General features: G+C 71.9%; 21 protein-coding genes. 13 read left to right on the top strand and 8 right to left on the bottom strand.

What is annotated here, in order from left to right; genetic code table 11:
• Positions 1-11: 11 nt before the first annotated feature.
• On the bottom strand, positions 12-2,588 hold the full coding sequence (locus CUC05_RS16820) for a cell wall-binding repeat-containing protein (RefSeq protein WP_114476328.1): 2,577 nt from the start codon (positions 2,586-2,588) through the stop codon (positions 12-14).
• Positions 2,589-2,620: 32 nt separating this feature from the next.
• Positions 2,621-3,364 (bottom strand): helix-turn-helix transcriptional regulator, encoded by a 744-nt coding sequence (locus CUC05_RS16815; protein ID WP_108667278.1) that lies wholly within the window; start codon positions 3,362-3,364, stop codon positions 2,621-2,623.
• 98 nt (positions 3,365-3,462) lie between these two features.
• On the opposite strand from CUC05_RS16815, the gene CUC05_RS16810 reads away from it, so the two are divergent.
• The 6 genes from CUC05_RS16810 (at position 3,463) to CUC05_RS16785 (ending at position 9,656) form a co-directional block, all read left to right on the top strand.
• The gene (locus CUC05_RS16810) at positions 3,463-3,936 is read left to right on the top strand and encodes a hypothetical protein (protein ID WP_108667277.1); all 474 of its coding nucleotides are present in this window, start codon (positions 3,463-3,465) and stop codon (positions 3,934-3,936) included.
• Positions 3,937-3,961: 25 nt separating this feature from the next.
• Positions 3,962-5,188 carry an NAD(P)/FAD-dependent oxidoreductase gene (locus tag CUC05_RS16805; protein ID WP_108667276.1) on the top strand — a complete coding sequence of 409 codons (1,227 nt, stop codon included), beginning with the start codon at positions 3,962-3,964 and terminating at the stop codon, positions 5,186-5,188.
• Complete coding sequence (gene folE / locus CUC05_RS16800) at positions 5,185-5,802, top strand: GTP cyclohydrolase I (protein ID WP_108667275.1); 618 nt, start codon at positions 5,185-5,187, stop codon at positions 5,800-5,802. Before CUC05_RS16805 ends, folE begins: the two co-directional genes overlap by 4 nt.
• Before the next feature lie 87 nt (positions 5,803-5,889).
• Entirely contained in the window at positions 5,890-7,839 is a 1,950-nt protein-coding gene (gene ctaD / locus CUC05_RS16795) for a cytochrome c oxidase subunit I (protein ID WP_205712387.1), read from the top strand.
• Between the two features lie 56 nt (positions 7,840-7,895).
• Positions 7,896-8,540 carry a helix-turn-helix transcriptional regulator gene (locus CUC05_RS16790; RefSeq protein WP_157965677.1) on the top strand — a complete coding sequence of 215 codons (645 nt, stop codon included), beginning with the start codon at positions 7,896-7,898 and terminating at the stop codon, positions 8,538-8,540.
• 114 nt (positions 8,541-8,654) lie between these two features.
• Positions 8,655-9,656 (top strand): aldo/keto reductase, encoded by a 1,002-nt coding sequence (locus tag CUC05_RS16785; protein ID WP_205712386.1) that lies wholly within the window; start codon positions 8,655-8,657, stop codon positions 9,654-9,656.
• A gap of 8 nt (positions 9,657-9,664) precedes the next feature.
• Here CUC05_RS16785 and CUC05_RS16780 read toward each other — a convergent pair whose 3' ends face one another.
• The 3 genes from CUC05_RS16780 to CUC05_RS16770 form a co-directional block, all read right to left on the bottom strand.
• Complete coding sequence (locus CUC05_RS16780) at positions 9,665-10,096, bottom strand: GreA/GreB family elongation factor (RefSeq protein ID WP_157965676.1); 432 nt, start codon at positions 10,094-10,096, stop codon at positions 9,665-9,667.
• A gap of 87 nt (positions 10,097-10,183) precedes the next feature.
• Complete coding sequence (locus CUC05_RS16775; RefSeq protein ID WP_157965675.1) at positions 10,184-11,323, bottom strand: helix-turn-helix domain-containing protein; 1,140 nt, start codon at positions 11,321-11,323, stop codon at positions 10,184-10,186.
• A gap of 25 nt (positions 11,324-11,348) precedes the next feature.
• A complete protein-coding gene (locus CUC05_RS16770) occupies positions 11,349-12,119 on the bottom strand; it encodes a DsbA family oxidoreductase (protein WP_205712385.1) in 771 nt (256 codons plus the stop codon).
• A 123-nt stretch (positions 12,120-12,242) separates the two neighbouring features.
• Here CUC05_RS16770 and CUC05_RS16765 point away from each other — a divergent pair, with 123 nt between their 5' ends.
• Positions 12,243-13,796 (top strand): cache domain-containing protein, encoded by a 1,554-nt coding sequence (locus tag CUC05_RS16765; protein WP_157965674.1) that lies wholly within the window; start codon positions 12,243-12,245, stop codon positions 13,794-13,796.
• A 91-nt stretch (positions 13,797-13,887) separates the two neighbouring features.
• Here the strand turns inward: CUC05_RS16765 and CUC05_RS16760 are convergent, their stop codons facing one another.
• Positions 13,888-14,316, bottom strand: a complete 429-nt coding sequence (locus CUC05_RS16760) for an OsmC family peroxiredoxin (protein ID WP_108667304.1) — start codon at positions 14,314-14,316, stop codon at positions 13,888-13,890.
• 218 nt (positions 14,317-14,534) lie between these two features.
• On the opposite strand from CUC05_RS16760, the gene CUC05_RS16755 reads away from it, so the two are divergent.
• The 6 genes from CUC05_RS16755 (at position 14,535) to CUC05_RS16730 (ending at position 22,218) form a co-directional block, all read left to right on the top strand.
• Complete coding sequence (locus CUC05_RS16755) at positions 14,535-14,975, top strand: hypothetical protein (RefSeq protein ID WP_108667269.1); 441 nt, start codon at positions 14,535-14,537, stop codon at positions 14,973-14,975.
• Between the two features lie 193 nt (positions 14,976-15,168).
• Entirely contained in the window at positions 15,169-15,999 is an 831-nt protein-coding gene (locus CUC05_RS16750) for a peptidoglycan-binding protein (RefSeq protein WP_108667268.1), read from the top strand.
• Between the two features lie 22 nt (positions 16,000-16,021).
• Entirely contained in the window at positions 16,022-18,679 is a 2,658-nt protein-coding gene (locus CUC05_RS16745; protein ID WP_108667267.1) for a hypothetical protein, read from the top strand.
• Positions 18,680-18,752: 73 nt separating this feature from the next.
• Positions 18,753-19,916 carry a glycosyltransferase gene (locus tag CUC05_RS16740; RefSeq protein ID WP_108667266.1) on the top strand — a complete coding sequence of 388 codons (1,164 nt, stop codon included), beginning with the start codon at positions 18,753-18,755 and terminating at the stop codon, positions 19,914-19,916.
• A complete protein-coding gene (locus tag CUC05_RS16735; protein WP_108667265.1) occupies positions 19,913-20,749 on the top strand; it encodes a Stf0 family sulfotransferase in 837 nt (278 codons plus the stop codon). The genes CUC05_RS16740 and CUC05_RS16735 overlap by 4 nt, the downstream gene beginning before the upstream one ends.
• A complete protein-coding gene (locus tag CUC05_RS16730; RefSeq protein WP_108667264.1) occupies positions 20,746-22,218 on the top strand; it encodes an FAD-dependent oxidoreductase in 1,473 nt (490 codons plus the stop codon). The genes CUC05_RS16735 and CUC05_RS16730 overlap by 4 nt, the downstream gene beginning before the upstream one ends.
• Positions 22,219-22,233: 15 nt before the next feature.
• Here CUC05_RS16730 and CUC05_RS16725 read toward each other — a convergent pair whose 3' ends face one another.
• A complete protein-coding gene (locus CUC05_RS16725; protein WP_205712384.1) occupies positions 22,234-23,769 on the bottom strand; it encodes a SulP family inorganic anion transporter in 1,536 nt (511 codons plus the stop codon).
• 188 nt (positions 23,770-23,957) lie between these two features.
• Positions 23,958-26,405 (bottom strand): cell wall-binding repeat-containing protein, encoded by a 2,448-nt coding sequence (locus CUC05_RS16720; protein ID WP_157965672.1) that lies wholly within the window; start codon positions 26,403-26,405, stop codon positions 23,958-23,960.
• Between the last annotated feature and the right edge of the window lie 43 nt (positions 26,406-26,448).

Genomic DNA, 26,448 nt, shown 5'->3' with positions numbered 1-26,448 from the left:
CGGCGAACGGGTCAGCGGGTCGGCCACCCCCGGGTCAGGCGGATGGACTCCACGTGCCAGGTACGGCCCGGGGCCTCGTCCTCGTTGGGGTCGAACCGCAGCCCGGTGACCGGGGCGGCCTGCCACGCCGGGGTGTTGGGCTCCAGGGAGTGGGGGCCGGTCATCTCCACGACGTAGGTCCGCTGGTTGGGGTAGGCCACGATGTCGTTGCCGTTGCGCCACACGTGGTCACCCTGCTGGTACAGGACCCGGCCCATCGTTCCCCCGCCGGGCGCGAACGCCAGGTCGAACGGGCCGTCGACGGAGAACTCCACGACCACGTGGGTCCACACGGAGGTGTCGATCGGCGTGGGCACGTCCAGGACGAGGTAGGGGTCACCGGAGTGGTTGGTGTTGCGGCCGCGCAGCCCGGCCCCGTCGATCCGCTCGGCGTTGCCGAGCTCGATCACGTCGTCGGTCCCGGCGACGAGCCCGCCGGCAGCGAAGTCCCAGGCGTTGCCGCGGACGTCGCGTGCCCACTCACCGTCCAGGACCAGCGGGCCCTCGGACAACCCGGGCGAGACGATGTCGATCGGACCGGCCGTGCTGCCGGCGGTGCCGTCGGCGGCCACGGTGTGCAGCCAGTAGCGACCGGGCGGCAGGACGTTGGGGTCGAGCACGCCGCCGGGCAGGTCCCCCCACAGCGCAGACGTCGGGTCGGTGTTGTTGCCGGGGTCGTCGTCGAGGTCCCACCGGACGGCCACGCCGGGCGCGGTCGTCGTGGTGATCGTCCGGGCGGTCGACCCGTCGGTGATCCGCAGGTCGTCGATCAGGGTTCCGCCGTTGGCGTACAGGTAGATGGTGTGGATCGGGTTGCCCGTCCACGCCGCGTCGCCGGCCAGGTCGATGGCGACCGTCTGCCAGCCGGGCTGCAGGTTCGCGCCCGCACGTCCCTGCGCCACCATCGACGCCGGGTTGATGCAGTCCACGTTGGGGGTGGTCGAGCAGGACCGGAACTCCAGCCCCAGCGGACCGGCCGCGGGGCTGTACACGCGGGCGACCACGCGGGTGAAGCGGGCGCTGTCGACGGGGACGGCCAGGCCGTCAGGCGGGACGGGCACGGCGCCGCCGAAGTTGGACCACAGGACGGGCACGTTGCCGGGCTCGGCGCCGTAGCGCAGGACCGATGCGGCCGTGTCGACCTGTGCACCCTTGCTGTTGTTGATGTCGGCGGCCGGCCGGACGTCGACGGTGTCGTCGAAGTCCCAACGGCCACCACCGAGGATCGACAGGTACTCCGCTGGGCCCTCCACGGTGGTGTCGGAGGGGACGAGCGCCGGCCAGGTGACGGTGGCGGTCCGGCCCACTAGGGTGTCGTCGCCGGCAACGCGCACGACCACGGTGCAGTCACGTGCGGCATCCCCGGACCGGGTGCCGCCGCTCAGGCACCCGCCGTCGTCGGTCACGGTGGCCTCGGTGTTGCTGCTGAACGACACGGCGGTCCCCACGGGCAGGGGCATGCCCGGCGCCGGGGTGATCCCGAGCGAGGCGAGGGCCGGAAGGCCGGCCGCGTCGCGTGCGGCGTTGCAGGCGGTGGAGGGGGCCGCGCAGATCAGGGAGGAGGGGGACAGGTCGTCCAGCGCGGCCAGGGTCGCCGCCGGCAGCTCCTCGCCGTTGCTCAACAGGATCGCGGCATCCCGGGTGGCTGCCGGGTGGGCAGCCGCGAAGCCGGTGGTCCACGCGTCGGGGTCGGTGCCGTCCAGCAGCACGACCGTCTGGGCACCGTCGGGTCGGGTCTCCGCGGCGATGCGGGCGGCGGTGGTGAAGCGCTCGGGTCCGGCGACACGACGGATGTCACGGCCCGCGGCGACAGCCTCGGCCGCCTCCTCCGACACCGCGGCCGTCCCGCCGATGACGACCAGCTCGTCGGGGTCCAGGGTGGCCATGGCCTGACGGGTGGCGTCGGTGACGAAGTTGTTGTCCACCAGCAGCACCGGGAAGCCGGTGGCGGCGGCCCACGCACCGGCGCCGATGGCGTCGATGAAGCCGGCGGAGGGGTTGCCCTCGGGGCCACGGGCACGGGCGAGCAGCACCGTGGAGACGTCGCCCGTGGCGACCTGCAGGGCCGCCTCGGCCGCGGTCTCGGTCCGGTCACGGCCGGAGATGCGGGTGATGTCGGCGCCGGCCGGCAGGTCGGCACGCACGTCCTCGGGGACCGCGGCGACCCCACCGAGGATGATGACCTCGTCGACGTCGGCGTCGGTGAGCAGGGCCTTGGTGGCGTCGTCGAGACGACCGTCGGTTGCGCCGACGAGCATGGCGTCGTCCTGCAGGACACCGGAGGCCAGTGCGTCGGGGAAGGCCCCTGTCGTGCTCACGATCGCACGGGTGGTCGGGGCGAGGGCAGCGACGGCCCGCATGCGTGTGGCCGGGTCGGCACCGTCCCACGGCACGGCGGTGACGTCGTCGGCAATCGACGACACGCCCGCCGGATCGGGACCGGTCTGGGCCGCGACGGGCACCAGGGACCCGACGAGGAGGGGGAGGACGAGGGCGATGAGCCCGAGGGCAGGGGCAAATAGTCGGCGACGCGACAATGTTGACTGCATGTGCCGGAGCGTGCCGCAACGAGTATGCGAGTTCAAGTTCGGTCACGGACCGCGGATGTCGGCTCGGGTCCACCGTCGCCCGGGCGGTGGTGGAGGCGGACGCAGCAGACGTCGTCGTCCGGCTCGAGCGATGCGTCGAGGGCCGCGCCGGCGGCCTCGACCGCCGCGGTCAGCAGGCAGTGGTTCATGCCGCAGATCAACGCGGTGTGGCTGCGGGCGAGCTCGTGGAAGGGGCAGTTGCGGAGGACGATCGTGCCGTTGTCGTCCCGGGTCGGTTCGAACCCGCGTGTTTCCAGCGTGGCCATGACCGCCTCGGTCGAGGGGGTGCCGTCCGCCTCGACGGCCATCGCCGCCCCGAGGGCCACGCCCTCGCGTCGGGCGACATCGTCCAGCAGGCGTCCGGGATCCTCCCCTGTCGTCGATGCGCGCACGAGGGCGTCGGCAAGCAGCCGTCCGGGCAGGGCGTAGTCCCTCGGCGGCAGGCTGACGTCGACGTCGCGCCTGGCACGACGGTAGACCTTGGCAGGGCGTCCGGCGCCGGGTCCCGTTCGTCCGCTGAGGCGCTGGTAGTCGACCTCGAGCAGCCCGAGCTCGGCCAGCCTGTCCAGGTGGTGGGCCGTGATGCCCCGGCGCAGGCCGCTGGCCGCAGCGGCAGCGTCGCGACCGACCCATCCGCTGGCGTCGACCACGTGCTCGTACAGCAGGCGCCGGTTGGGGTCCCCGAGGGCGGCGACGACGTCGATCGGGTCCGGGTCGGGGACGGCTGGGGTGGTCATGTTCCCGAGCGTATCCGACCAAAAATAATCCTTGTTGACTTTTCAAAGGAGAGGGGATCACTATCGTCAACATCAACTGACGATAGAAAGGAACCGCGATGTCCGCCCATGCCCCCACCTCCTCGAACCAGGTCGACCGCCTGTCCGTGATCCGCGACCGGGATCTCCCGGTCCCCGTCATCCAGGCCTTCTGGTTGCTCCGCCTCGGGTTCACCGTCGCGCCGATCCTCTTCGGCCTCGACAAGTTCACCAACGTGCTCGTCGACTGGGAGACCTACGTCGCGCCCGTGTTCACCGACACCCTGGGGATCTCCGGCGGAGCGCTGATGTCCGTGGTCGGCGTCGTCGAGGTGGTCGCCGGGATCCTCGTGTTCGCCAGGCCGCGGATCGGGGGGTGGGTCGTCGCCGGGTGGCTCGGCGGGATCATCCTCGACCTCCTGGTGCTCGGCGATCACTACGACGTGGCCCTGCGCGACTTCGGGTTGCTGCTCGGCGCACTGACGCTTGCCCGGTTGGCCGCGGCGGTCCCGCGCGATGCCAACCCGTTGCCCTCCGCGACCGCTCGTGGCTGAGCGCCGAGCCCGACTGGAGCGCGTCGTGACCGCAACCGAAACGCACATCATCGTGGGCGCCGGCCTGGCCGGTGCCACCGCCGCCCGCACCCTGCGGGAGCACGGGTTCGACGGCAGGGTCGTCCTGGTCGGCGACGAACGGCACCTGCCGTACGAACGTCCCCAGTTGTCCAAGCAGTACCTGCGCGGCGAGGTGGCCGTCGAGGACACCCTCGTGCTCGACGCGCAGGGATGGACCGACGTCGACGTCGACGTCGTCCTCGACAGCGCCGTCACCTGGATCGACATCGCCGACCGACGGATCGTCCTCGGCAACGGTCGGTCACGCAGCTGGGACCGGTTGTTGCTCGCCACGGGAGCCGAGCCTCGGGCACTGCCGGTTCGAGGGAGCGACCTCGCCGGCGTGCACGTCCTTCGCCGCATCGCCGATGCCGAGCGACTGCAGGGCGCACTCCGGCGGGCCGAACGACTCGTCGTGGTGGGCGGTGGCTGGCTGGGCTCGGAAGTGGCGGCGTCGGCCCGGCAGATGGGCGTCGAGGTTGCCCTCGTGGAGCAGGGCTCGGTGCCGCTCGGGCGGACGCTCGGTGAGCGGGTTGGTGCGGTCTACCGCGACCTGCACGCCAGTCACGGCGTGGTCCTGCACACCCATGCCACGGTCGCCGCCGTCCTCGGCGACCGACGGGTCACCGCCGTGCAGCTCGCCGACGGCACCGTCCTGTCCGCCGATGTCGTCGTCGTCGGTGTCGGCGTCCGCCCACGGGCCCAGCTGGCCGCCCGGGCCGGGCTGCGGGTCGGGGACGGCATCGAGGTCGACGCGCGGCTGGAGACCTCCGTTCCGGGGATCTTCGCGGCCGGTGATGTCGCGGCGGCGTGGCATCCACGCCTCGACCGCCGCATCCGGGTCGAACACTGGGCGAACGCCATGAACCAAGGAACGGTCGCCGCCGTCAACATGCTCGGCGGCGACACGCAGTACGACCGGATGCCCTACTTCTTCTCCGATCAGTACGAGCTGGGCATGGAGCTGGTGGGCCTGCCCGATCCATCGATGGAGGTCGTCTTCAGGGGTGACCCGTCCGACGGCAGGTTCATGGCGTTCTGGCTGGCCGACGGCCGGGTCGGGGCGGCGATGAACGCCAACATCTGGGACGTCCAGGACACCCTTCGCGGGCTGGTCGAGTCGGGCCGGACGATCGACCGAGCGCGCCTGATGGATCCGGGCGAGGCGCTGGATGCGCTGGTGGCGTCGTGACCGGACCGTCCCCGGCGACTGCGCACGCCGTCGATGCCCTCGCGCGGGTCCAGGTGCCCGAGGCGCCACGTCTCGACCGTGCCGCAGCGGTGGCCGCCGTGCGTGACCTGTTGGATGCGTTCGGGCAGGACGCGACCTCGCCCCAGCTTCGAGACACGCCTCGTCGCGTCGTCGATGCCCTGGAGGAGCTGCTGTCACCCGAGCCGTTCGAGCCGACCACCTTCCCCGACGAGGCCGGATACGAGGGGGTGGTCGTCGTCCGCGACGTCGCGGTGCAGTCCCTCTGCGCCCACCACCTGCTGCCGTTCGTCGGGGTGGCACATATCGCCTACCTCCCCTGCGGCCGGGTCGCCGGCCTCTCCAAGCTGGTCCGTGCCGTGGATGCCCATGCGCGGCGGCTCCAGGTGCAGGAGCACCTGACCGCACAGGTTGCCGACTGGGTGATGGCGGAGCTGGCCGCAGACGGGGCGGCGGTGGTTGTCCAGGCCGAGCACCTGTGCATGGCGCTGCGCGGGGTCCGCGCTCGCGGGACCACCACCATCACCACGTCGCTCCGTGGACGCCTTCGTCGCGACCCGACCGCGAGGGCGGAGGTGCTGGCCCAGCTGCGATGACCAGCCGCCTTGCGAATGAGCGGGCGCAGTGCTTTATTCAGGTTCATTACCATTTAATCGGTACCAACCCAGAAAAAGGAGGCTGGTGTGACGGTTGTCGAGGATCGACAGCGCACCCGCGCCCGTCGGAGCGTCTTCGCACGTCCCGTGGCCACGACCGGATGGTGGTCCTGGGTCACGACCGTCGACCACAAGCGGATCGGGATCATGTACGGCGTGGCGTCGCTGGCGTTCTTCGCCATCGGCGGGCTCGAGGCGCTGCTGATCCGTGTCCAGCTGGCCGGGCCGAACGGCACCCTGGTCACCGCCGACCAGTACAACCAGATCTTCACCATGCACGGGCTGACCATGGTGTTCTTCGTGGTCATGCCGCTGGGCGCGGCGTTCATGAACTTCCTGCTGCCGCTCCAGATCGGTGCCCGCGACGTGGCCTTCCCCCGGCTCAACGCGCTCAGCTGGTGGGTCTTCCTCGCCGCCGGGATCTTCGTCTACAGCGCCGTGCTGTTCGACGGCCTGCCCAACGGGTCGTGGGTCAGCTACTCGCCGTTGGCGGGCACGCTCGGCCCGGACCCCGGTGGACTGACCCTCGGGTCGGACAGCGCAGCCATCCATCAGTCGCGGATGGTGTTCTACTCCCTCGGCCTGCAGATCGCCGGTGTCGCCTCCTTGGCGTCCGCGGTGAACTTCATCACGACCACCCTGAATATGCGCGCGCCGGGCATGACGTTGATGCGAATGCCGACGTTCGCGTGGATGACCTTCGTCACCGCTGCGATGCTGCTGTTCGCCATGCCGGTCCTGGGCATCGCCCTGTGGCAGATGATGTTCCAGGTCCGCTTCGCCGCACCGTTCTACGACCCCACCAACGGCGGCGACCCGGTGCTGTGGCAGCACATGTTCTGGCTGTTCGGGCATCCCGAGGTCTACATCATGATCCTGCCGGCGTTCGGGATCGTCTCGGAGATCCTGCCGGTCTTCAGCCGGAAGCCGCTGTTCGGCTACACCGCCGTGGTCTTCTCCGGTATCGCGATCGCGTTCATGGGGTGGGGTGTGTGGGCGCACCACATGTTCGCCACGGGCCTGGGCCCGGTCGCCGACGCCGCCTTCGGGATCAGCTCGATGGTCATCGCCGTCCCGACCGGCATCAAGATCTTCAACTGGCTGGGCACGATGTGGGGCGGGCAGATCCGCTTCACCACCCCGATGCTGTTCTCCATCGGACTGGTCTCGATGTTCACCATCGGTGGCCTGTCGGGCGTCACCCATGCCCTGGTGCCCAGCGACACCCAGCAGCACGACACCTACTACATCGTCGCCCACTTCCACTACGTGCTGTTCGGCGGCGCGCTGTTCGCGCTGTTCGGGGCCATCTACTTCTGGGCGCCCAAGGCGTTCGGGAAGATGTTCGACGAGCGGCTCGGGCGGGTCCACTTCGTCCTGATGCTGGTCGGCTTCAACCTGACGTTCGGGCCGATGCACCTCCTGGGCCTGAACGGCATGCCCCGGCGCTACTACACCTACGCCGACGGCATGGGCTGGAACACCTGGAATCTGGTGTCCAGCAGCGGCGCGTTCGTCATCGCCCTCTCCTTCATGGTCTTCCTCTTCGCCTGCTGGCGGCTGTACCGAAGCGACCAGCAGCTGCCCCCGGACCCGTGGGACGCCCGGACCGTCGAGTGGTTGACTCCCTGCCCTGCGCCACCCCACAACTTCGACGCGATCCCCGAGATCAGCGAACGCGACGAGGTCTGGTTCCGCAAGCAGCGGGACGGGCAGCTGCAGGTGCCGGAACCCGTCGACCCCACGTCGATCCACATGCCCTCGCCGTCGTGCTTCCCCTTGGTCCTCGCCCTCGGCATGCCGATCGCGGCCTACGGCGTGTTGACCGAGGGGACGGCCCAGCTCGTGCTGTTCGTCATCGGCGGCATGTTCGTCGCGGGTGGCATGCTCGGCTGGGCGATCGAACCCGGCACGGAACCGGATCGGACGGCTGGTCGGACGACCGGCGCGGCCGCTGACCTCGGGGCCAGCCAGTGACTGCCCCTCCCGGCGTGGCGATCGACGTGGTGACCCGCGATCATGCGGAGACACCGATGAGTGACGCGACCAAGGTGCACCGCGCGATGGGCGACGACAGTCGCAGCCACATCGTGGACGTGCTGCGTGCGACGCCCGAACCGATGGGCATCCGCGACATCGCCGACGCGGTCGGCCTGCACGTGTCCACGGTCCGCGGGCACCTCGAGGTGCTCCACGACGCGGGCCTGGTCACCTCCGAGCGGGTCGTGACCGATGCCCCGGGCCGTCCGCCGCTCGCCTGGACCACGACCCCCGCGGCGACGACGTCGGCCGACGGTGGCTACCGGCTGCTGGCCGAGATCCTGCTCAGCCAGCTGGTGGATCGCCCGGCCTCGCCGCTGGAGTCGGGACGCCGCTGGGGTGCCCACCTGATCGATGCGCCCCGGCCCGGCACCGTCGTGTCCGACAGCGACGCGGTCGAACGTGTCGTGGCGCTCCTCGACCGGCTCGGGTTCGCCCCGTCCCGAGAGGACGACACGGTGCTGCTGCGGCGCTGCCCGTTCGCCGACCTGGCACGGGGCCACGAGGACCTGATCTGCCAGACCCACCTCGGCATCGTCAGGGGTGCGCTCGATGCCCTCGGGTCGACCACCACCGCCGATGCCATGGTGCCGTTCGTCGAACCCAGCCTCTGCACCGTGCGGCTGTCGACCAGCTGAGACCCCGGGGGCCCGAGAGGCCCCGCCCACGTCGGCGCACGGACGTCGTCGACGACCTGCCGTCGGCGACCACGAGGACGTCGACCCCTCCACGAAAGGGCACCGCCAATGCGCATGCGTCAGCTCACTCCCGACATCGAGGTCAGCGAGATCGGCTTCGGGAACTGGACCGTCACCACGGGCTGGTGGGGCGAGTACACCCGCCAGGAGGCCGTGGGCCTGCACCGGGCGGCCTTCGACGCCGGGGTCACGTTCTTCGACACGGCCAGCGTCTACCGTGACGGCCACGGCGAGGAGGTGCTGGCCGAGGCCCTGGGTGGGGTCAGGGACGAGATCGTCATCGGCACGAAGTTCGGCTACGACCTCGACAGCGACGCCGGGTCCCGTGGCCAGCAGGAGCGACCGCACCGCACCGATGTCGCCAGCGTGGCGAGGGCCCTCGACGACTCGCTCCGACGGCTCGGGACCGACGTCGTCGACGTCTGGCAGCTGCACAACCCCCGCATGGGGCACCTCGAGGACGACGACCTGTTCGGGTTCCTCCAGCAGGCGAAGGCGGAGGGCAAGGTGCGGGCCACCGCCATCGCCCTCGGCCCGCGGATCGGCTGGCGGGACGAGGGCCTGCACGCGATGCGCACGCGCGACCTCGACGTCGTCCACCTGATCCACAACATCCTCGAGCAGGACCCCGGGCGGGACCTCATCGCCGCGGCCCGCGAGACCGACACCGGCCTGATCGTGCGAGTCCCCCACAGCTCGGGGCTGCTCGAGGGCCACATGCGTGCTGACACGGTCCTGCCCGCGAACGACCACCGCCGTCACCGTCCCCGCAGCTGGCTGCTGGAGGGCGTGCAGAAGGTCGAACGGCTGCGGTTCCTGGAGCGGACCGACCGGACGCTCGGACAGGCGGCGCTGCGCTGGGTCCTGGACCACGACGGGGTCGCCACCACCCTGCCCAACATCTACGACGTCGACCAGCTCGAGGAGTTCGTCGGCGCGTCAGCCGCCCCGAACCTGACCGACGAGGAGCGACAGCTGGTCGCCGGGCTGTACGCCGATGGCTTCGGCGTCGTCCCGGAGGCGGACCAGGAGACCCGCCTCCGGGACGTCAGCTGAACGGCGGATCAGCTGAGCCGGCGACGATCGATGATCGTCAGCTCGTAGGGGCCGGCGGGCGCCTGGACGACGACGCACTCGCCGGGGCGGCGGCCCATGAGGGCGCGGGCGAGGGGGGAGTCGACGGAGATGTGGTCGGGGCCCAGCCGTGCCTCCAGCGGATGCACGAGGCGGAAGGTCTCCTCCTCGCCGACGGCGTCCCTGACGACGACCTCGTCGCCGAGCTCGACGATCGTGGGATCCTCCTGGACCTCCTCCACGACGACGGCCTGGCGAAGCGCATCCTCCATGGCGGCGATCTCGGCGAGGATGCGTTGGCGATCCCCGCTTGCCTCCTCCGTGAGCGCGGCAGCGCGACGCGCGTCGGCGACACGCTCCTGCAGCTGGGCCCGTCCGGTGCTGGTCAGCACGACTTGGCGGGCAGACATGGTCCTGGTCACGGCACTCGTCCTTTCCCGATGAGCAACCTCTGAACCATGAAGCATAGCTTCATATCCAAGCTCCAACATGAAGCAACAAGGAGAAGGTCAGCCCGTGATGGTCCAGACGGCGGTCGCGGGATGGTCCGCGGGATTCGACCAGCCGTCGATGACCGCGGCGTCGAGCACGATGGCGTCGCCGGCCTGGAGGGTCTCCGTGACCTTCCCGAGCTCGAGGTCCAGCACCCCGTCCCGCAGCACCACCGTCTCGGTGCCCTTGCCGGGGAACAACGGCCCGCGGCCGCGTGCCCGCGCGTCGAGCGTGACCTCCCATGCGGTGCTCGACGGGCTGGACACCAATCGGCGGCCGGTGACACCCGGGGCCAAGCGGGTGGCGTCCTCCCCGGTCCTGCGACCGATGTGATAGCCGACGGCCGCGTGGTCGCTGGGATCGACCGGCACCCCGAGCGCCTCCCACAGCCGCAGCACGGTCTCACCCGACACCCCACGAACCCCTCGCTCGGCCTGGGACAGCGCCGAGGGGCTGATGCCGATCCGCCTCGCCAGCTCGGCCTGGCCGACCCCACGGTCGGTCCGCCACCGGCGGATGGTGTCCCCGAGGCGAGCGCCGCTGGTCGGACCGGAGTCCACGTCGACCAGCTGGCCGTCGACAAGGGTTGCCCCCAGCGTCCGTCCGGTGACGTGTGGTGGACGCCCGGCCGCCTTCTCGACGGTCAGGCCAAGGCGATCGGCCGTGCCACCGACGGCGACGACGACCTGCGTCACGTCGCGCAGCCGACGGAGGAACCGTTCGTCGTGGCCGCTGCGCTTGAGCACCCACAACGCGATGCTGCGACGCCGGTAGAGCCGCGGGCAGGCCACCAGGAACAGGTCCAGCGCCTCGTCGTTGCCCCACCGGGCCGCCACGTCGGTCAACGAGTCGACCACCACCCGCGCGTCGGTCCCGACCAGCTCGTCGGCACGATCGAACGCCGCACGCCCCTGTGCCACGCCGACGGATCCGTCGGCCCACTCGAGCACGGCCCGAGCGCTGTGCACCTCGTGGCGACCGGATGTGTCGACGACGACCAGCCGGTCGGGATCGGAGGCCCGGACGTAGGCGTCGACGAACCAGTCGATCGGCGTGTCGTCGCCGACGAGCAGCACCAGGTTGTCGCCGATGGCGATCCCGTCCAGCAGGGCGTCGAAGGCGGCGACGCCGCTGGTCAGCACGCGGGGATCGGTCATCAGCGCCGTCGTGGGCCGGCCGGCGTCAGCTGGCGACCGCGCAGCCGTCCACGCCGCACGCGTCACCGGCATCGTGCTCGTGGTCGGCATCGTGCTCGTGGTTGGCCCCGCGGTTGGCCGGGTCGTCGGCCGGGTCGGCGTCCGCGCCCCGGGCGGCCCAGGCCTGCTCCAGCGCCTGCAGCAGGACCTCGGTCGGCTGGGCACCGGACACCCCGATCCGCCGGTCGAACACGAAGAACGGCACGCCGGAGATGCCGTACTCCACCGCCTGCTCCTCGTCGGCCCGGACCGCCTCGGCGTACTCGTCGGTGGCCAGCATCGACCGGACCGCCTCGGCGTCCATCCCGGCCTCGGCGGCCAGGCGGGCCAGCACCTCGTGATCGCCGACCTCCTCGCCCTGCGAGTGGTAGGCGTCGAGGAAGCGGTTCTTCACCTCGTGCTGCAGGCCGTGGTCAGCCGCCAGGTGCAGCACGCGGTGGGCGTCGAAGGTGTTGCCGGGCCGCACGATGTCGAAGCGGAAGTCCAGCCCCTCGGCCGCGCCCTGCTCCACCATGCGGTCGATCATCGCCTGGGCCTGATCGGTCGAGGTGCGGTACTTGGCGGCCAGCATCGAGGCGTAGTCGCCGTCACGGCTGGCCGGCGCATGCCGGTCCAGCTCGAAGCTGCGCCACCGCACAGTCACCTGCTCACGGTGGGGGAACGCGGCCAGCGCACGCTCGAAGCGCACCTTGCCGACCGCACACCACGGGCACACGACGTCCGACCAGATCTCCACGTCCATCATGTCGCCCATCATGACGTGTCGTGCACGCGACGCGCCGGCGTGGGCCCTGTCGTCGTCCGGTGCACCCGGCTCAGGTCCGGCGTGGAGCGGCCGATCGGTCCTGCGTCCCGTGCCCCCTCCGAAACCGGAGCGTCCGTGCTCACCCACACGACCATCTCGACCCGACTCGCCGCCATCACCGCCGTTGCGCTGGCGGGCCTCCTCGTCGTCATCACGTTCGGCCTGCTGGGCACCCGCGACGACATGATGGAGTCGCGGCGGGTCAAGACCCGCGAGCACACCGAGCTGGCCATCTCCCTCATCGGCCACTTCCATGCCCTGGAGGAGTCGGGTGCGATGACCCGGGAGGGGGCGCAGCAGGAGGCCCTCGACGCGGTCCGCGACCTGCGCTACGACGGCACCGAGTACTTCTGGATCAACGACATGTCGCCGACCGTGGTCATGCATCCGATCAAGCCGGAGCTCGAGGGCCAGGACGTCTCCACCCTCGAGGACGCGAACGGGACACGGCTCTTCGTGGAGTTCGTGGACGTCGTCCGGGACGGCGGGGAGGGGTTCGTGGACTACCTGTGGCCCAAGCCCGACGAGGAGGAGGCGCAGCCGAAGATCTCCTACGTCGCCGGGTTCGAGCCGTGGGGATGGGTCGTCGGGACCGGCATCTACGTCGACGACGTCGACGCCCAGTTCTGGGCGAAGGTCCGGGCGTTCGGACTTCCCGCGCTGCTGATCATGGCCATCGTCGGGGGCTTGAGCCGCTGGATCGGCGGGCGGTTGGCCCGGGACATCGCCCGCCGTGCCGAGGAAGTCCACGTGGCCTCGGAGGGGCTGTCGTCGTCGAGCGCGGCGGTCGACGGCGCGTCAGCGGAGACCACCGTGAAGGCCCGCCGGGTCGGGGCATCCGCCGAGGACGTCCACAGCCACCTGGCCACCGTCGCCACGGGGGTGGAGCAGCTGAACGCGTCGGTCGCCGAGATCGGCCGGGCCGTCACGAGCGCATCGCAGGTGGCCGACGGCGCGGTCGCCGAGACGGCGACCACACGCGACGCCATCAACCGCCTCGGCACGAACTCCGCGGAGATCGGCAAGGTCGTGGAGGTCATCAGCGCGATCGCCGACCAGACCAACCTGCTGGCCCTCAACGCCACCATCGAGTCGGCGCGGGCCGGTGCTGCGGGCAAGGGCTTCGCGGTCGTCGCCAACGAGGTGAAGGACCTGGCACGGGAGACCGCACACGCCACCCAACAGGTCGCCGACCAGATCGGTGCGATCCAGGTCGACACCGAGGAGGCTGTTCGGGCGATCGGCCGCATCGCCGATGTCATCGCCCAGGTCGCCGACACCCAGCAGACCATCGCGGCGGCGGTGGAGGAGCAGCAGGTCACGACCGCGGAGATCTCCCGCAGCGTGACCACGGTCGCAACCCGCTCCTCGGCCATCGCCGACGACGTCAACGCGACCGCTCGCACCGCGGAGCACACGGCGGCCGTGGCGGCCGGCGTCCGCCACACCGCCGAGGAGCTGCTGACCGTGGCCGACGGGTTGAGCCGGCTGGTCGGACGCGTTGGTCGCACCGCCCCGACACCTGCCCCGGTGACCCCCACCCGCGACGTCGCCGAGCCCACTTCGCGCCCCGACGGCGCCGACGGGACGGACGACGCCGTTCGCCACGACGTGCTCAGCGGGGTCTGACCGCATACGAACCGACACGCGACGCTGACGATCGAACCGCCCGGGCCACGACGGCACCGGGCGGTTCGTGTGTCAGGACCCCGCGGTCAGGTCAGGACAGGGCGGCGTCGAGCGTGATCTCGGCGTTCCCGGCGAACAGCTGCGAGACGGGGCAGCCGTTCTTCGCGGCCTGGGCTGCCGCCTCGAACCCCTCTGCGTCCAGCCCGTCGACCCGTGCGCGGACGGTGAGGGCGACCGTGGTGATCTTCACCGCGTTGGTGTCGAAGGTGACCGTGGCGCGTGTCTCGATGTTCTCCGGGGTGCCACCGGCCTTGCTGATCTCGTTGGACAGCGCCATGGAGTAGCAGGAGCTGTGCGCCGCCGCGAGCATCTCCTCGGGGCTGGTCATGCCGTTGGGCGACTCCGCGCGGGCGGGCCAGGACACGTCGAACGTGCCGATGCCGGAGGACGCGAACTCGGTGCGGCCCTTTCCCTTGGCGAGGCCGCCCTCCCATTCGGTGCGTGCGGTGCGGTCGGTCATCTGCGATCCCATTCCTTCGTCGAGTCGGGTATGCGCTTCGGGTACGTCGATCGTGGTACCCGAACGATCCCACCACACACCCGACCGCCCGTGCGCACGGACACGAACGATGCACTGCCCTCGCGTGGGGGCCGCCCCGGGTTGGGGACGGGTCCAAGGGGGAAGAGCTTCGACCCACGAGCTCATCAGGGGTTCGACAGCACGGGAGGGAACACGACATGAGCAGCATCCACGGCCCCAACAGTTCGCTCGGCGAGACCGACGACCCGCTCCGGGTCGAGCGGACGGACGACCCGGCAGACCCCGTGGCCCGGGCCCGCGCGGCCCGGACCGTGCCGCTGCCGCGGACCGAGGTGGCCGACCGGGCTCCGTACACCGACGACCGCGTCGACGACGGCCACCGGTTCGGCGATCGCCACGAGGCGCGTGACGAACACGCCCGGACACCCGACGTCGTCAAGGACCTTCGCGAACCGGACAACCGGGCCAAGCTCCTGCTGGTCATCGCGGGGCTGAGCGCCCTCACGTTCCTGCTGGTCCTGGTCAACACCATCACCCTGCAGAGCCAGGGCGGCGATGACCCGGTCCTCGTCGACGGGGTGCCGTGCCTGGTCCAGGAAGGCGAGGGTGAGGACGCCATCCTCTTCTGCCAGCGCTGACCATCAGCTCGTGGATCCGAGGGCAGCCCAGCCGGGCTGCCCTCGGCCATGTCGGTGACCATCACCCGTATCGACTAGTTAGCCCGCCCGCGCCGGCGGGTATCCGGTTCCCGCGCTCGCCGACCGGCGGGTGCGCGACGAGACGAACGGGGTCGCTTCCCCGTCGGCATGTCCGAACACGAGGAGCACAACCATGCACGACCGCCTGCCCGCACAGGGCGCACGCCTCTCCCGCGCCGAGCTGGACGCCGAGCTGGCCCAGCCGCTTCCCGACAAGGAGGTGCTGTCCCTGCTGAACCTCAACGTCGACCTCGACCTGATGCTGGACCTGGCCGCCCCGATCGACCTGGCCGTGGCAGCGAACGCCAACGTGGCAGCCCCGATCGACGCTGCGGTCGCCGCCGACGTCCTGACCGTCGACTCGATCTCGCAGTCCATGGGCAGCCAGAACGCCACGATCGAGCAGACCATCTCCGGGGAGGCCTCGGCCCAGGCGCCCCAGTCGGCCGTGGTCGACCAGACCGGCGGCGGCACGAGCGGCGGGGCCGACGGCGGCATGGTGGCCCCGCGCAGCTTCGACGTCGTGCAGCCTGCGACCGGCGACGTGACCGATCCCGTGACCGACGCGGTCGGGGACGTCACCGACACGACCGGGGACGTCACCGACGGGGTGACCGACGCGGCGGGCGACCTGACCGATGTCGTGGGCGAAGCGGCCGAGGAGCTCGGCGGTGCCGTGACCGATGCCGTCGGTCAGCTCGACACGAGCAACTTGCTCCAGGACGGCCTGCTGAACGTCGACGTCAACGCCAACCTCGACGCGGCCCTGGCCGCTCCGGTTGCCGGCGCCATCGCGGCCAACGCCAACGTCGCTGCCCCGATCACGGCTGCGGTGTCGGCCAACATCGGCGCCGTCGCCTCCCAGGCCACCGCGGTCACCGACCAGACCGCCATCATCACCCAGAACCTGGACGACGTCGTGGCCGAGGCTGTTGCCGACCAGGACGCCGAGGTCCTGCAGTAGCACCGTCCCCGCTGCGCCTCCGATGACCACCACCGCCACCCCCCGACCGCCCGAACGTGCGTCGGGGGTCGCCCTCCTCGGCCCCATGCAGGGGTCGGGGTACGTCCGCCCGCCCCTGCTCGTCCGTCGTGTCGACGGCCAGACCGTGCAGCTCAGCCCGCTGCTGTACGAGGTGCTGTCCGCGATCGACGGCCAGCGCTCCTGGGACGAGGTGGCGGCGGTGGTGGCCGATCGGATCGTCCGGCCGGTCACGGCCGACGACGTGCAGTACCTGGCCACGGAGAAGCTGGCGCCGGCCGGGCTGCTGGTCCGTCCCGACGGCAGCCAGCCGACCCCGCGGCGCAGCAACCCGCTGCTCGGCCTGCGGTGGCGGCTGGTCGTCAGCAACCCGAGGGTCACCCAGTGGCTGGTCCGTCCGTTCGCCTGGCTGTTCGCCTGGTGGGCGGTCGTGCCCGTCCTCGTGACGTTCGCCCTGATGACCTGGTGGGTGATGGTCGACCGTGGCCTCGGCATGGCGCTGGACGACGTGCTCCAGCGCCCCGAGATGCTGCTGCTGGTCATCGCCAGCACCGTGGTGTCCGCGGCGTTCCACGAGCTGGGCCATGCCGCGGCCTGCCGCTACGGCGGCGCCACCCCCGGCGCGATGGGCGCCGCGCTGTACCTGGTCTGGCCGGTCTTCTGGACAGACGTGACCGACTCCTACCGCCTGGACAAGCGAGGACGGCTGCGGGTCGACCTCGGCGGGCTGTACTTCAACGTCCTGTTCGCCGTCGGCGCCGTCGCCGCCTGGGGGGTCACCCGCCAGGACGCCCTCCTGGTCCTCCTCCCCGTCCAGCTGCTGCAGATGCTGCGGCAGCTGATCCCCCTCGTGCGGTTCGACGGGTACCACATCCTCGCGGACCTGACCGGCGTGCCCGACCTGTTCGCCCGCATCAAGCCGATCCTGCTCGGCGTCGTCGGCCGCGGCGACGGATCCCAGCAGGCGCTGCGCCCGTGGGTCCGGGCCGTCGTCACCGGCTGGGTCCTGCTCGTCGTCCCGTCGTTGCTGGCCCTGCTGGTCCTCGCCGTCATCGGGCTGCCGTCCGTGCTGGCGTCGGCGGGGGAGAGCATCGCGTTCCACGTGACGCAGCTGCGAACCAACCTCGGCGCCGGCGACGGCGTGCGGGTGGCCCTCGGCGCAGTGGCCATCCTGACCGTCGGGCTGGTGCCGCTCGGCATGGTCTACCTGCTCGGCCGGGTGTCGACTCGCAGCGCAACCGCCCTGTGGGGCGCCACCGAGGGACGTCCCGCCGCCCGTGGCCTGGCCAGCGTGGCCGTGCTCGGGTTGCTGCTGGCGACCACGACCAGCTGGATGCCCGCGCCCCAGCCAGCCGGTCCGATGCTGGCGTCCTCCCTGCCCCTGCCCCGGGCAGCCGCCACGACCCCGGCCACGATCGATCCCGACCGCTGGACGGTGGCCGTGGAACCGGCCGCCACCGAACACGCCGTACCCGAGTCCCGTCCGCTGGCGGACCAGACCGCCCGCTGGCTGGTGCTGTCGGGCGAGCGGCTGGCGTCCCTCCGCGGGGATCGGGCGGGCACGGCCCAGCCGACCGCTGCAGTGGTGGTGGCGTCCGTCGACGCGTGGCCCTTCCCCTTCGATCCGCCGGCTGACGCTCGGCCCGGCGACAACGTGGTGCTGGCCGTCAACACCGTGGACGGCACGTCCATCACCGACTTCGTCGCCCAGCTGCAGTGGCTCGACGACCAGTCCGTGGTCGACGAGCACAACGTCGCCTACGCCGCCGCCAGCTGCGTCGGCTGCAGCAGCCGGGCCGTGGCGTTCCAGGTGCTCCTCGCGACCGGACGAGTGGACGTGGCCGTCCCGAACAACCAGGCCGTGGCGGTCAACCACGTCTGCGTCGGCTGCACCACCGAGGCCCTGGCCGTGCAGATGATGGTGACGCTGGAGGAGATGCCGTCGGTGGAGACCATGGAGGCCATCGAGGCGTTGTGGGCGCAGGTCGACGCCCTGCAGTCCACCGTCGAGTCGGCCTCGCTGGAGGTCGTGCACGGCGAGCTCGTCCGACTGCAGGACGAGATCCTGACCACCCTGGGCGTGGAGCTGCCCGCGGACCCGGACGACCCCGAGTCGGTCGCCGGACCCACCTACGCCGAGCGACGTGGCGACGGCACGCTGCAGCCCGCCGGCCCCATCGGCCGCCGGGGCGCATCGACCGCGTCGACCGATCCCGGAGAGCCGGCAGCCTCGATGCAGTCGGCCGGACCGCTGGAGCCGGTCGAGACGACGGCGTCCGCCGGACCGGTCGAGCGCCGAGTCCCGATGGAGGCCCCCGAGCTCGCCGACGACCTCGCGCCACTCCCGTCCGAGCAGCCCGTCCCGATCGAGCAGCCCGTCCCGATCGAGCAGCCCGTCCCGATCGAGGAGCCCGTCCCGTCCGAGGAGCCCATCCCGTCCGCGGACCCCCTCGTGGGTGACGTGCATGTGTCCCCGGACGAGCCGGTCGTGGCGGACGAGGTGGCATCCGAAGTACCCACGGCGAGCGAGGAGCCCGGCACGGCGGAGTCGTCCCCGGCCCCGACGGTCGCCGACCCGCCTCCAGTCGCGCCGCTCGGACGACAGGGGCTCGTCGTGACCGCCGACACGCCCTCCACGTCGGGCGAGCGGGTGGCCATGTGATCCGCCAGGCGACCCCCACGCGGCCGTGGCCCGTGGTGTGAACGCCCCCGGAACAGGGGTATCGCTTGGGCCCATGCAGCCGCTCGTCGTCGCCTCCGTTCCCGCCCGCCACGTCTACACGCGCCATCTGGCGCACCCGGCGGTTCCGGTGGCTCGCGTCGCCACCCCGGCCGAGACGTACCGGGCCACGCAGATGATCACGGCGGAATGGGTGCAGGTGCACGCCGAGGGCGTCGACGTGGCGCACGTGCACTTCGGGTTCGGCGACGTCGCCGACCGGGACTGGCGCCAGTGGCGGGCTGCCCTCGCCGCTCACCGCATCCCCCTCGTGTACACCGTCCACGACCTGGACAACCCCCACGTCGCCGACCAGGAGCGCCACCATCGACAGGTCGCGTTCCTGTGCCGCACCGCCGACGAGGTCATCACCCTGACCCACGCCGCCGCCGACCGGGTCCGCCAGCGCACCGGTCGCCGCGCGACCGTCATCCCCCACCCCCACGTCGCCGACCTCGACACGATCGCGGCCACCGTCCGACCACGACGCGACACCTTCACCGTGGCCATCCACGGCAAGGACCAGCGGGTCGGCATCGACGCCCGACCGTTCGTCGACGCCGTCCTCGACGTCATGGCGGACCGTGCCGACGTGCACCTCAGGCTCGACGTCGCCCCCGACCTGGTCGACAGCGCGCCGGAGGAGTACCGCCACCTGGCCGCCGCCGCGTCCCATCCGCGCGTGGCGTTCCACCACACCGGCTGGCTCGACGACGCCGACCTCTGGCGGTACCTCTCCGACGTGGACCTGGTCGTGCTGCCCTACCGGCTCGGAACCCACTCGGGCTGGGCCGAGGCCTGCGTCGACCTCGGCACGCCGGTGGCCGCCCCCGCGCACATGCCGATCGTCGACCAGCACCCACCGCCCCGGGTCCTTCCCCTGCACACCGACGCCGAGGGACGTCCCGACCGCGACGCCCTGGCCGGCGTGATCGATCGCCTTCGCCACGGCAGCCGGCCCCGGCCGGCCCAGCCCCGCTGGCGCGACGCGCAGCGACTGGACATCGCCCGCGCCCACGAGGCCGTCTACCGGCGGGCGATCGCACGGCTCGCCGAACCCGCCGACACCACGACCCGGCCCGACCCGACCGGCGACGACGGCCCGCCGGACGACGGCGAACGCGTCATCGACCTGACCCGCGCCGGCGCGCCCGTGCCGACCGCCGCAGCGGCCTCGTGATCCGCCACGTCGAGACCCGCCGCTCGGGGTCCACACGACCGTCCCGATCACTGCTCCTCTGCGGCGTGCAGCGGGTCGGTACCACCATGCTGTGCGACCTGCTGACCACGACCGACCGGCTCGGGTATCCCAAGGAGTTCTTCCTGCCCCAGGCACGCCACACGTTCCTCCGCGCGTGGAACTTCCCCGACGACGTCGACCTGTCGACCTTCCTCCATCGCGTCCTGCACGACGGGACGACCCGCAACGGCGTCTTCGCCGCCAAGATCATGGCCGACCAGCTCGCCGAGGTCGACCGGGTCACCGAGGGCGTCGGCCTGCGGGCGATGCCCGACCCGCTGGCGGTCCTGCTGACCCGCGAGGACAAGGTCGCGGCTGCCGTCTCGCAGTGGCGGGCCGAGGTCACCGGCGAGTGGTCCAGCCGCGCCGAACGTGCCGTGCAGCCCATCGACCCCGCCGCCGCCGACATCGACCGCATCAGCGAGCTGCACGACCGCAAGCACGACGAGGAGCAGACCTGGCGCCGACGCCTCTCGCTGGACGAGATCCCCTGGATCGAGGCCGCCTACGAACGCTGGTCCCCGCGACCCCTGCGGCTGATCGGCGACATCGCCGACCGCCTCGACGTCGACCTGCTCGGTGCGACGGCCACGACGGCACTTCGCCCCCAGCGCGACCAGGCGACCGCCCAGGTGCTGGAGCGCTGGGAGCAGGCAACCCGAGGGTGCCGCCGCTGCGCCGACGCCCGCCACCGCCTGCAGCGCATCCCCGGCCCGCGGCCACACGGCGCCACCGGCCCCCGTCCCCCCGCAGTCAGGACCACCCACCGATGAGCAGCCACGACCCCGTCTGGACCAGCCACCCCACCCCGTCGGCACCGCCGGCGCTGCCGGACCGCGTGCAGGTCGTCGTCATCGGCGCGGGCATCGCCGGCCTGTCGACCGCCGTACGGCTCGGCCGCGCCGGCGTGCGGACACTGCTGGCCACCGCCGATGTCGTCGGCGGCGGCGTGACGGGCCGCAGCAACAGCAAGGTCACGGCCCTGCACCAGACCATCTACGCCGACCTCGCCGACCGGCACGGGCCCGAGACCGCACGGGCCTACGCCGAGGCAAACACCGAGGCCCTCGGCTGGCTCCGCGAGCTCGCCGGCGACGTCTGGCAGCCACGCGACGCCGTCACGGTCGCCCGCGACGCCGACGAACGCCAGCAGCTCGGGGAGGAGATCGACGCCGCACGACAGGCGGGCCTGGACGTCCTCGACAGCGCCTCCGACGACTGGCCGGACCCGCACCGTGGCATGCGCCTGACCGGGCAGGGACAGGTCGACCCCGTCGCGCTGGCCGGACGCATGCGCGCCGAGCTGACCGACGCGGTCACGGTCGCCGAGCACACCCGGGCGACCGGCCTGCTGCCGGCCCCCGGTGGCAGGATCGTCCGGTTCGGCAACCGCACGGTCCGGGCCGCCCACGTGGTCGTCGCCACCGGCATGCCCGTCTTCGACCGCGGGGGCTACTTCGCCCTCTGCGAGCCGGAGTCCAGCTACCTCGTGGCCATGCGGCACCCGGGCGAGGGCGGGGACATGCTGATCACCACCGGCGACCCCAAGGTGTCGATCCGGTGGGTGCCCGGCGCCACGCCGGACGATCGGCTGGTGCTGGTCGGTGGACAACCCCACCGCACCGGCGCCGGAGGGCTGACCAGCCAGCGATACACGGCGCTGGAGTCGTGGGCACGCGACAACCTCGACGGCGTCGGCGACGTCGTTGCCCGCTGGAGCGCGATGGACTTCATGTCGCCCGACCGGCTGCCGTTCGCCGGTCCCCTCAACCGCGTCGGCGACGGCAGCTTCGTCATCACCGGCATGTCCAAGTGGGGGTTCACCCTCGGCGCCGCCTGCGCCGCCACCGTCTCGCGGGCGATCCTCGGCGAGGCGCCGACCCCGTTCGACCGGGCAGTCCATCCCCGCCGGCTGCCGGACCTGTCCGGCGCGAGGACCGTCGTGCAGGCCAACGCCAAGGTCGGCACGCACATGACCGGCGGCTGGGCCGGCGCGGTGCTGAAGCGCGTGCCCGACGAGCTGGCCGAGGGCGACGGGGTCGTCGGCCGCAGGGGCGTCGACGTCGTCGCGTCCTGCCGGGTGGACGGCGAACGCCACGACAACCGGGCCATCTGCCCCCACCTCGGCGGCATCGTCACGTGGAACGACGGCGACCGCACGTGGGACTGCCCGTTGCACGGCAGCCGGTTCGAGCACGACGGGGACGTGCGCCACGGCCCGGCCAACCGCCCCCTCGGCTGAGGGGGCGCCCGTCGGTCAGTGGCCGGCGGAGACCACGTCGGTGGTGCGGGCGTGCAGCCGCTCGGCGTGTTCGTTCAGGCCGACGACCTCGGCGAGGATGCCGCGCTCGGCGAACTTGGCCACGACGGTGTCCAGGGCGACCACGGCGGAGGTGTCCCACACCCGGGCCTCCGACAGGTCGATCTCGACCTGCTTGACCTGGACGGCGTCGTAGTCGAAGGCGTGGATGAGCTCGTTGGTCGAGGCGAAGAACAGCTCGCCGCTGACGGCGTACAGCCGCTCGTGGCCGTCGGGGTCGACGACGCTGGTGACGTTGACGACGTGCACGACCTTGCGGACGAAGAACACCGCGGACAGCACGACGCCGGCGCCGACGCCGTAGGCCAGGTTGTGGGTCAGCACCACGATGCCGACGGTCACGACCATGACGGCGGTCTCGGCCCGCGGCATGTGCTCGAGCGCGCGCGGCGTGATGCTCTTCCAGTCGAACGTGCCGACCGACACCATGATCATCACGGCGACCAGGGCGGCCATGGGGATGGCGGCGACGAGGTCGCCGAGGACCAGGATGAGGATCAGCAGGAAGACACCGGAGGCCAGCGTCGACAGGCGCGTCCGACCGCCGGAGCGGTGGTTGATCATCGACTGGCCGATCATGGCGCAGCCGGCCATGCCACCGAGGAAGCCGGTGATGACGTTGGCGATGCCCTGCCCGCGTGACTCCATGTTCTTGTTGGAGTTGGTGTCGGTCATGTCGTCCAGCAGCTGGGCGGTCAGCAACGACTCGAGCAGGCCGACCAGCGCCAGGGTGATGGAGAACGGGAGGATGATCTGGAGGGTCGCCAGCGTGAACGGCACGTCGGGCAGCGACAGGCCCGGCAGCGTGTCGGGCAGCGCACCCATGTCGCCGACGGTCGGCAGGTCGATGCCGGCACCGATGGCCAGGCCGGACAGGGCGACGATGGCGACCAGCGGCGCGGGCACGGCCTTCGTGATGCGCGGCAGCCCGTAGATGATGACGAGGCCAGCGGCGATGAACGCCAGGTTCATCGGCAGCATCGACGCCGCGTCGGCCTCGTCGGTCAGCAGGATGTGGGGGATCTGCGCCATGAAGATGAGGATGGCCAGGGCGTTGACGAACCCGGTCATCACCGTGCGCGGGATGAACCGCATCAGCGAGCCGACCCCGAGGACGCCGAGGCCGATCTGCAGCACCCCGGCCAGCACGGTGGCGGCGAACAGGTATCCCACGCCGTGCTCGGCGACGAGCGGGACGACGACCAGGGCCATGGCGCCCGTGGCGGCGGAGATCATGCCGCGTCGGCCGCCCGTCATGGCGATGACGATCGCGATGGAGAAGGAGGCGTACAGGCCCACCTTCGGGTCGACACCGGCGATGATCGAGAACGAGATGGCCTCGGGGATCAGGGCCAGCGCGACGACCAGCCCCGAGAGCAGGTCGGCCCGCGGGTTGGTGCGGATCGCGTCGCGGAGCTCCGCGACGACGGACCGGCGCACGCGCGCAGGGGAGATGGAGGGGAGGGAGGTCACAGCGAAAAGCCTTCGGTGGCGGGTGTGGTGTGCGCACCTCGGCCAGCCGTGTCGTCGTTGACGACGGCGATGCGTGAACTGGAGTAGACGGCTACGCGCCTTCACTCGATCGGCGCGCGAGCAGGAGTACTGAGTGTACGGACGACATCACTCCTGCCGGGGAGCCCACCCCGTCCATCCGCAGGGGGTCACCCGGGAAGGATCCCGTCGACCGACGACGGCACGACTGCGTCCTCGCCGCCCGCGACGGTCAGGCGCACCACGCCGTGGTCGGCCAGCCACGCCGCGACGTCGCTCACGTCATCCGCCGGTGTGGCGCCGTCGACCAGCAGCATCACGTCGCCCGACCGGGCCGACGCGACACCGACGGCCAGCGCGTCCGGGAAGTCGGTGCCGGTGGCCAGCCACGTCCGTGTCGGCCGCAGGCCCAGCGCCAGGCTCGCGTCGGCCACGGCGATCGAGGTGGTGTAGCGGTCCGCCCCGGCCAGCCGGGCGGTCGCGCCGACGGCCTCCGCGACGTCGGCGGGCACCACGGCTTCGCCGCCGACGACGGTGACGGTCGCCGGGTCCAGCAGCTGCAGGGCCGTCGCCGTCGCCGTCGGCACCGACCCCGTCGGGCCCCCCTCGACCAGCAGCAGCGGCATGCCGCCGCGGGCCGCGAGCCCCGACGCGGCGACCGCGTCGGGGAACGACGTGCCGTCCACGACGAGGACGCCGCCGGCGGCGCCGCCCACCTCCGCCGCCAGCAGCGCGGCGGTCGCGTACCGGTCGGGGCCGCCGGTCCGTCGCACCGTGAAGCCGGCCGCCACGAGGGCGGCCTCGACGTCCTCGCCGATCGCCGCCGTGCCCCCGACAAGCTGCACCTCCAGCGCACGCAGGCGGATCAGCTCGGCGACGACCGCCGGTTCCAGCGTGTCGCCGACGAGCAGGATCGGGCTGCCCAGCTGGAACGCCAGCGGTGCCGCGGCAAGGGCGTCGGCGAACCCGTCGGCCGACGCCACGACCACCCGGTCGGCTGCCTCGAACGTCGCCCGCGACACCGCCAGCGCGGTTGCGACCCGTCCCGGGCCGGCGAGCCGTTCGACACGGCCGGGCACGTCGACGGCCACGTGGGCACGGTCGGTGGCGCCGGTGTCGTCGGTCACCGACACCACGATCGTCCGTGGACCGGGCTCGGCGAAGGTGTGGGTGACCAGCCCGTCGGCGATGTCATCGCCCTCGTCGGTGGTGCCGTCGGTCCAGTCGACCGACCAGCCCACCAGCCGGTGGTCGTCCCAGCCGGCCCACGACCGGCGCAGGTCGACCGTGACCGCCCCCTCGTCGGTCACGACCGCCTGCGCCAGCGCGGTCGGCCCCACCGGATCGTCCGCGGCTGGACACGCATCCACGGGACTGCGCTCGGCGTCTCCGTCGGCCCGGCTGACCGTCGACAGGTCGGTCACCTGGTCGGCCATCGGGGCGCCGCCCGCTGACTGGGCGACCGTCGGTTGCGCGGTGGTCATCCCGTCGGGATCCAGCCACGTCCCGAACCACTCCAGCGCCGCGGCCTGGGTCCACCAGCGGTCGTAGAAGTAGGCGTGGTTGCCGGCTCGGACCAGCACGGTGCGGTGGTGCTGGAGCTCGTTGGTACGGGAGGCCAGCAGCGTCGCGTGGTAGTCCTGCACGAGCGTGTCGTCGGCGGCGTAGAAGTGCACGCCCGGCACCCGGTCGACCGGGGCACCGCCGATGATCCCGTCGACGGCGTCGACGGCGGACCCGTGGCGCAGGATGTGGTTGGGGGACGCGCTGAACTCCTCGCGGGCACCGACCCCCTGGAGGTAGCCGCACAGGTCCGGGTTGTTGACGACCGTGGTCAGCAGGGCCGCCGTGGCCACGTCGTTGCGGGTTCCCTGGGTTGCCTGGTCGGCCGGGCCCGAGAACGTCATCACGGCGTCGATGACGCCGTGATGGTCCTCCGCCAGGGCCAGCAGCGTGTTCTGGGCGCCCTCGGAGAAGCCGAGCATGCCGATCGCCGGGACGCCCCGGTCGTGCAGCTCCTGCGCAGCCGCCAGGAAGTCCTGTCCCTCCTTCCAGCCGATCGTCTGGCCGCGCCGTTCCCCCGAGGGATGCCACGATCCGCCTCGCACCCACTCGCGGCCCATGTCACGGTGATCGGGGGCGATGACGCTGTAGCCGTTGGCGCGCAGGAACGCGGCGTAGCGCACGATCGAGTGCTTGCCGTTGGTGTTGAACCCCTGCGCAACCACGATCCCGGGGGCGCCCGGCACGATCGAGATCATCGCGTGCAGCGGCGTGCCGTCGGCCGAGGTCAGCTGGATCCGGTCGAACGTCGCGGGGAAGTCCGCGAAGGGTGGGGCCAGGTCGGCCAGCGGTGGCTGGTCCGGCACCGGTCCGACACAGCAGCCCTCGCCACCGGCGGTGTCGGTGGCCGGGAAGGCCGACGGGTAGCCGTCGTCACCGAAGGCCGAGTCGGTGCCCTGTGGCTGGTACAGCGGGGTGTAGGGGAGTGCCAGCAAGCGGTCGACGGCGTCGTCGACCGCCACACCCTCCACGCCCCCGGACGGCGGTGCACCGGGGGGCTCCTGTGCGGCACCGAGCAGCACGAGGGCAAGAACGAGGACTGCGAACCGGCTCATCGAGGCTCCTACTTGACAGATGAATCACCTCTCATGTTAGTGT

It is taken from the genome of Euzebya rosea, from assembly GCF_003073135.1.
GTDB lineage: Bacteria > Actinomycetota > Nitriliruptoria > Euzebyales > Euzebyaceae > Euzebya > Euzebya rosea.
Note: the sequence above shows the minus strand (reverse complement) of the source record. Positions and strands in the feature narration are given on the sequence as shown.

What these genes read in the sequence shown, in the direction of transcription:
- CUC05_RS16820 (WP_114476328.1), bottom strand. Translation starts at nt 2,588, where the DNA reads ATGCAGTCAACATTGTCGCGTCGCCGACTATTTGCCCCTGCCCTCGGG.
- CUC05_RS16815 (WP_108667278.1), bottom strand. Translation starts at nt 3,364, where the DNA reads ATGACCACCCCAGCCGTCCCCGACCCGGACCCGATCGACGTCGTCGCC.
- CUC05_RS16810 (WP_108667277.1), top strand. Translation starts at nt 3,463, where the DNA reads ATGTCCGCCCATGCCCCCACCTCCTCGAACCAGGTCGACCGCCTGTCC.
- CUC05_RS16790 (WP_157965677.1), top strand. Translation starts at nt 7,896, where the DNA reads ATGAGTGACGCGACCAAGGTGCACCGCGCGATGGGCGACGACAGTCGC.
- CUC05_RS16785 (WP_205712386.1), top strand. Translation starts at nt 8,655, where the DNA reads ATGCGTCAGCTCACTCCCGACATCGAGGTCAGCGAGATCGGCTTCGGG.
- CUC05_RS16775 (WP_157965675.1), bottom strand. Translation starts at nt 11,323, where the DNA reads ATGACCGATCCCCGCGTGCTGACCAGCGGCGTCGCCGCCTTCGACGCC.
- CUC05_RS16770 (WP_205712385.1), bottom strand. Translation starts at nt 12,119, where the DNA reads ATGATGGGCGACATGATGGACGTGGAGATCTGGTCGGACGTCGTGTGC.
- CUC05_RS16760 (WP_108667304.1), bottom strand. Translation starts at nt 14,316, where the DNA reads ATGACCGACCGCACCGCACGCACCGAATGGGAGGGCGGCCTCGCCAAG.
- CUC05_RS16755 (WP_108667269.1), top strand. Translation starts at nt 14,535, where the DNA reads ATGAGCAGCATCCACGGCCCCAACAGTTCGCTCGGCGAGACCGACGAC.
- CUC05_RS16750 (WP_108667268.1), top strand. Translation starts at nt 15,169, where the DNA reads ATGCACGACCGCCTGCCCGCACAGGGCGCACGCCTCTCCCGCGCCGAG.
- CUC05_RS16745 (WP_108667267.1), top strand. Translation starts at nt 16,022, where the DNA reads ATGACCACCACCGCCACCCCCCGACCGCCCGAACGTGCGTCGGGGGTC.
- CUC05_RS16740 (WP_108667266.1), top strand. Translation starts at nt 18,753, where the DNA reads ATGCAGCCGCTCGTCGTCGCCTCCGTTCCCGCCCGCCACGTCTACACG.
- CUC05_RS16730 (WP_108667264.1), top strand. Translation starts at nt 20,746, where the DNA reads ATGAGCAGCCACGACCCCGTCTGGACCAGCCACCCCACCCCGTCGGCA.
- CUC05_RS16720 (WP_157965672.1), bottom strand. Translation starts at nt 26,405, where the DNA reads ATGAGCCGGTTCGCAGTCCTCGTTCTTGCCCTCGTGCTGCTCGGTGCC.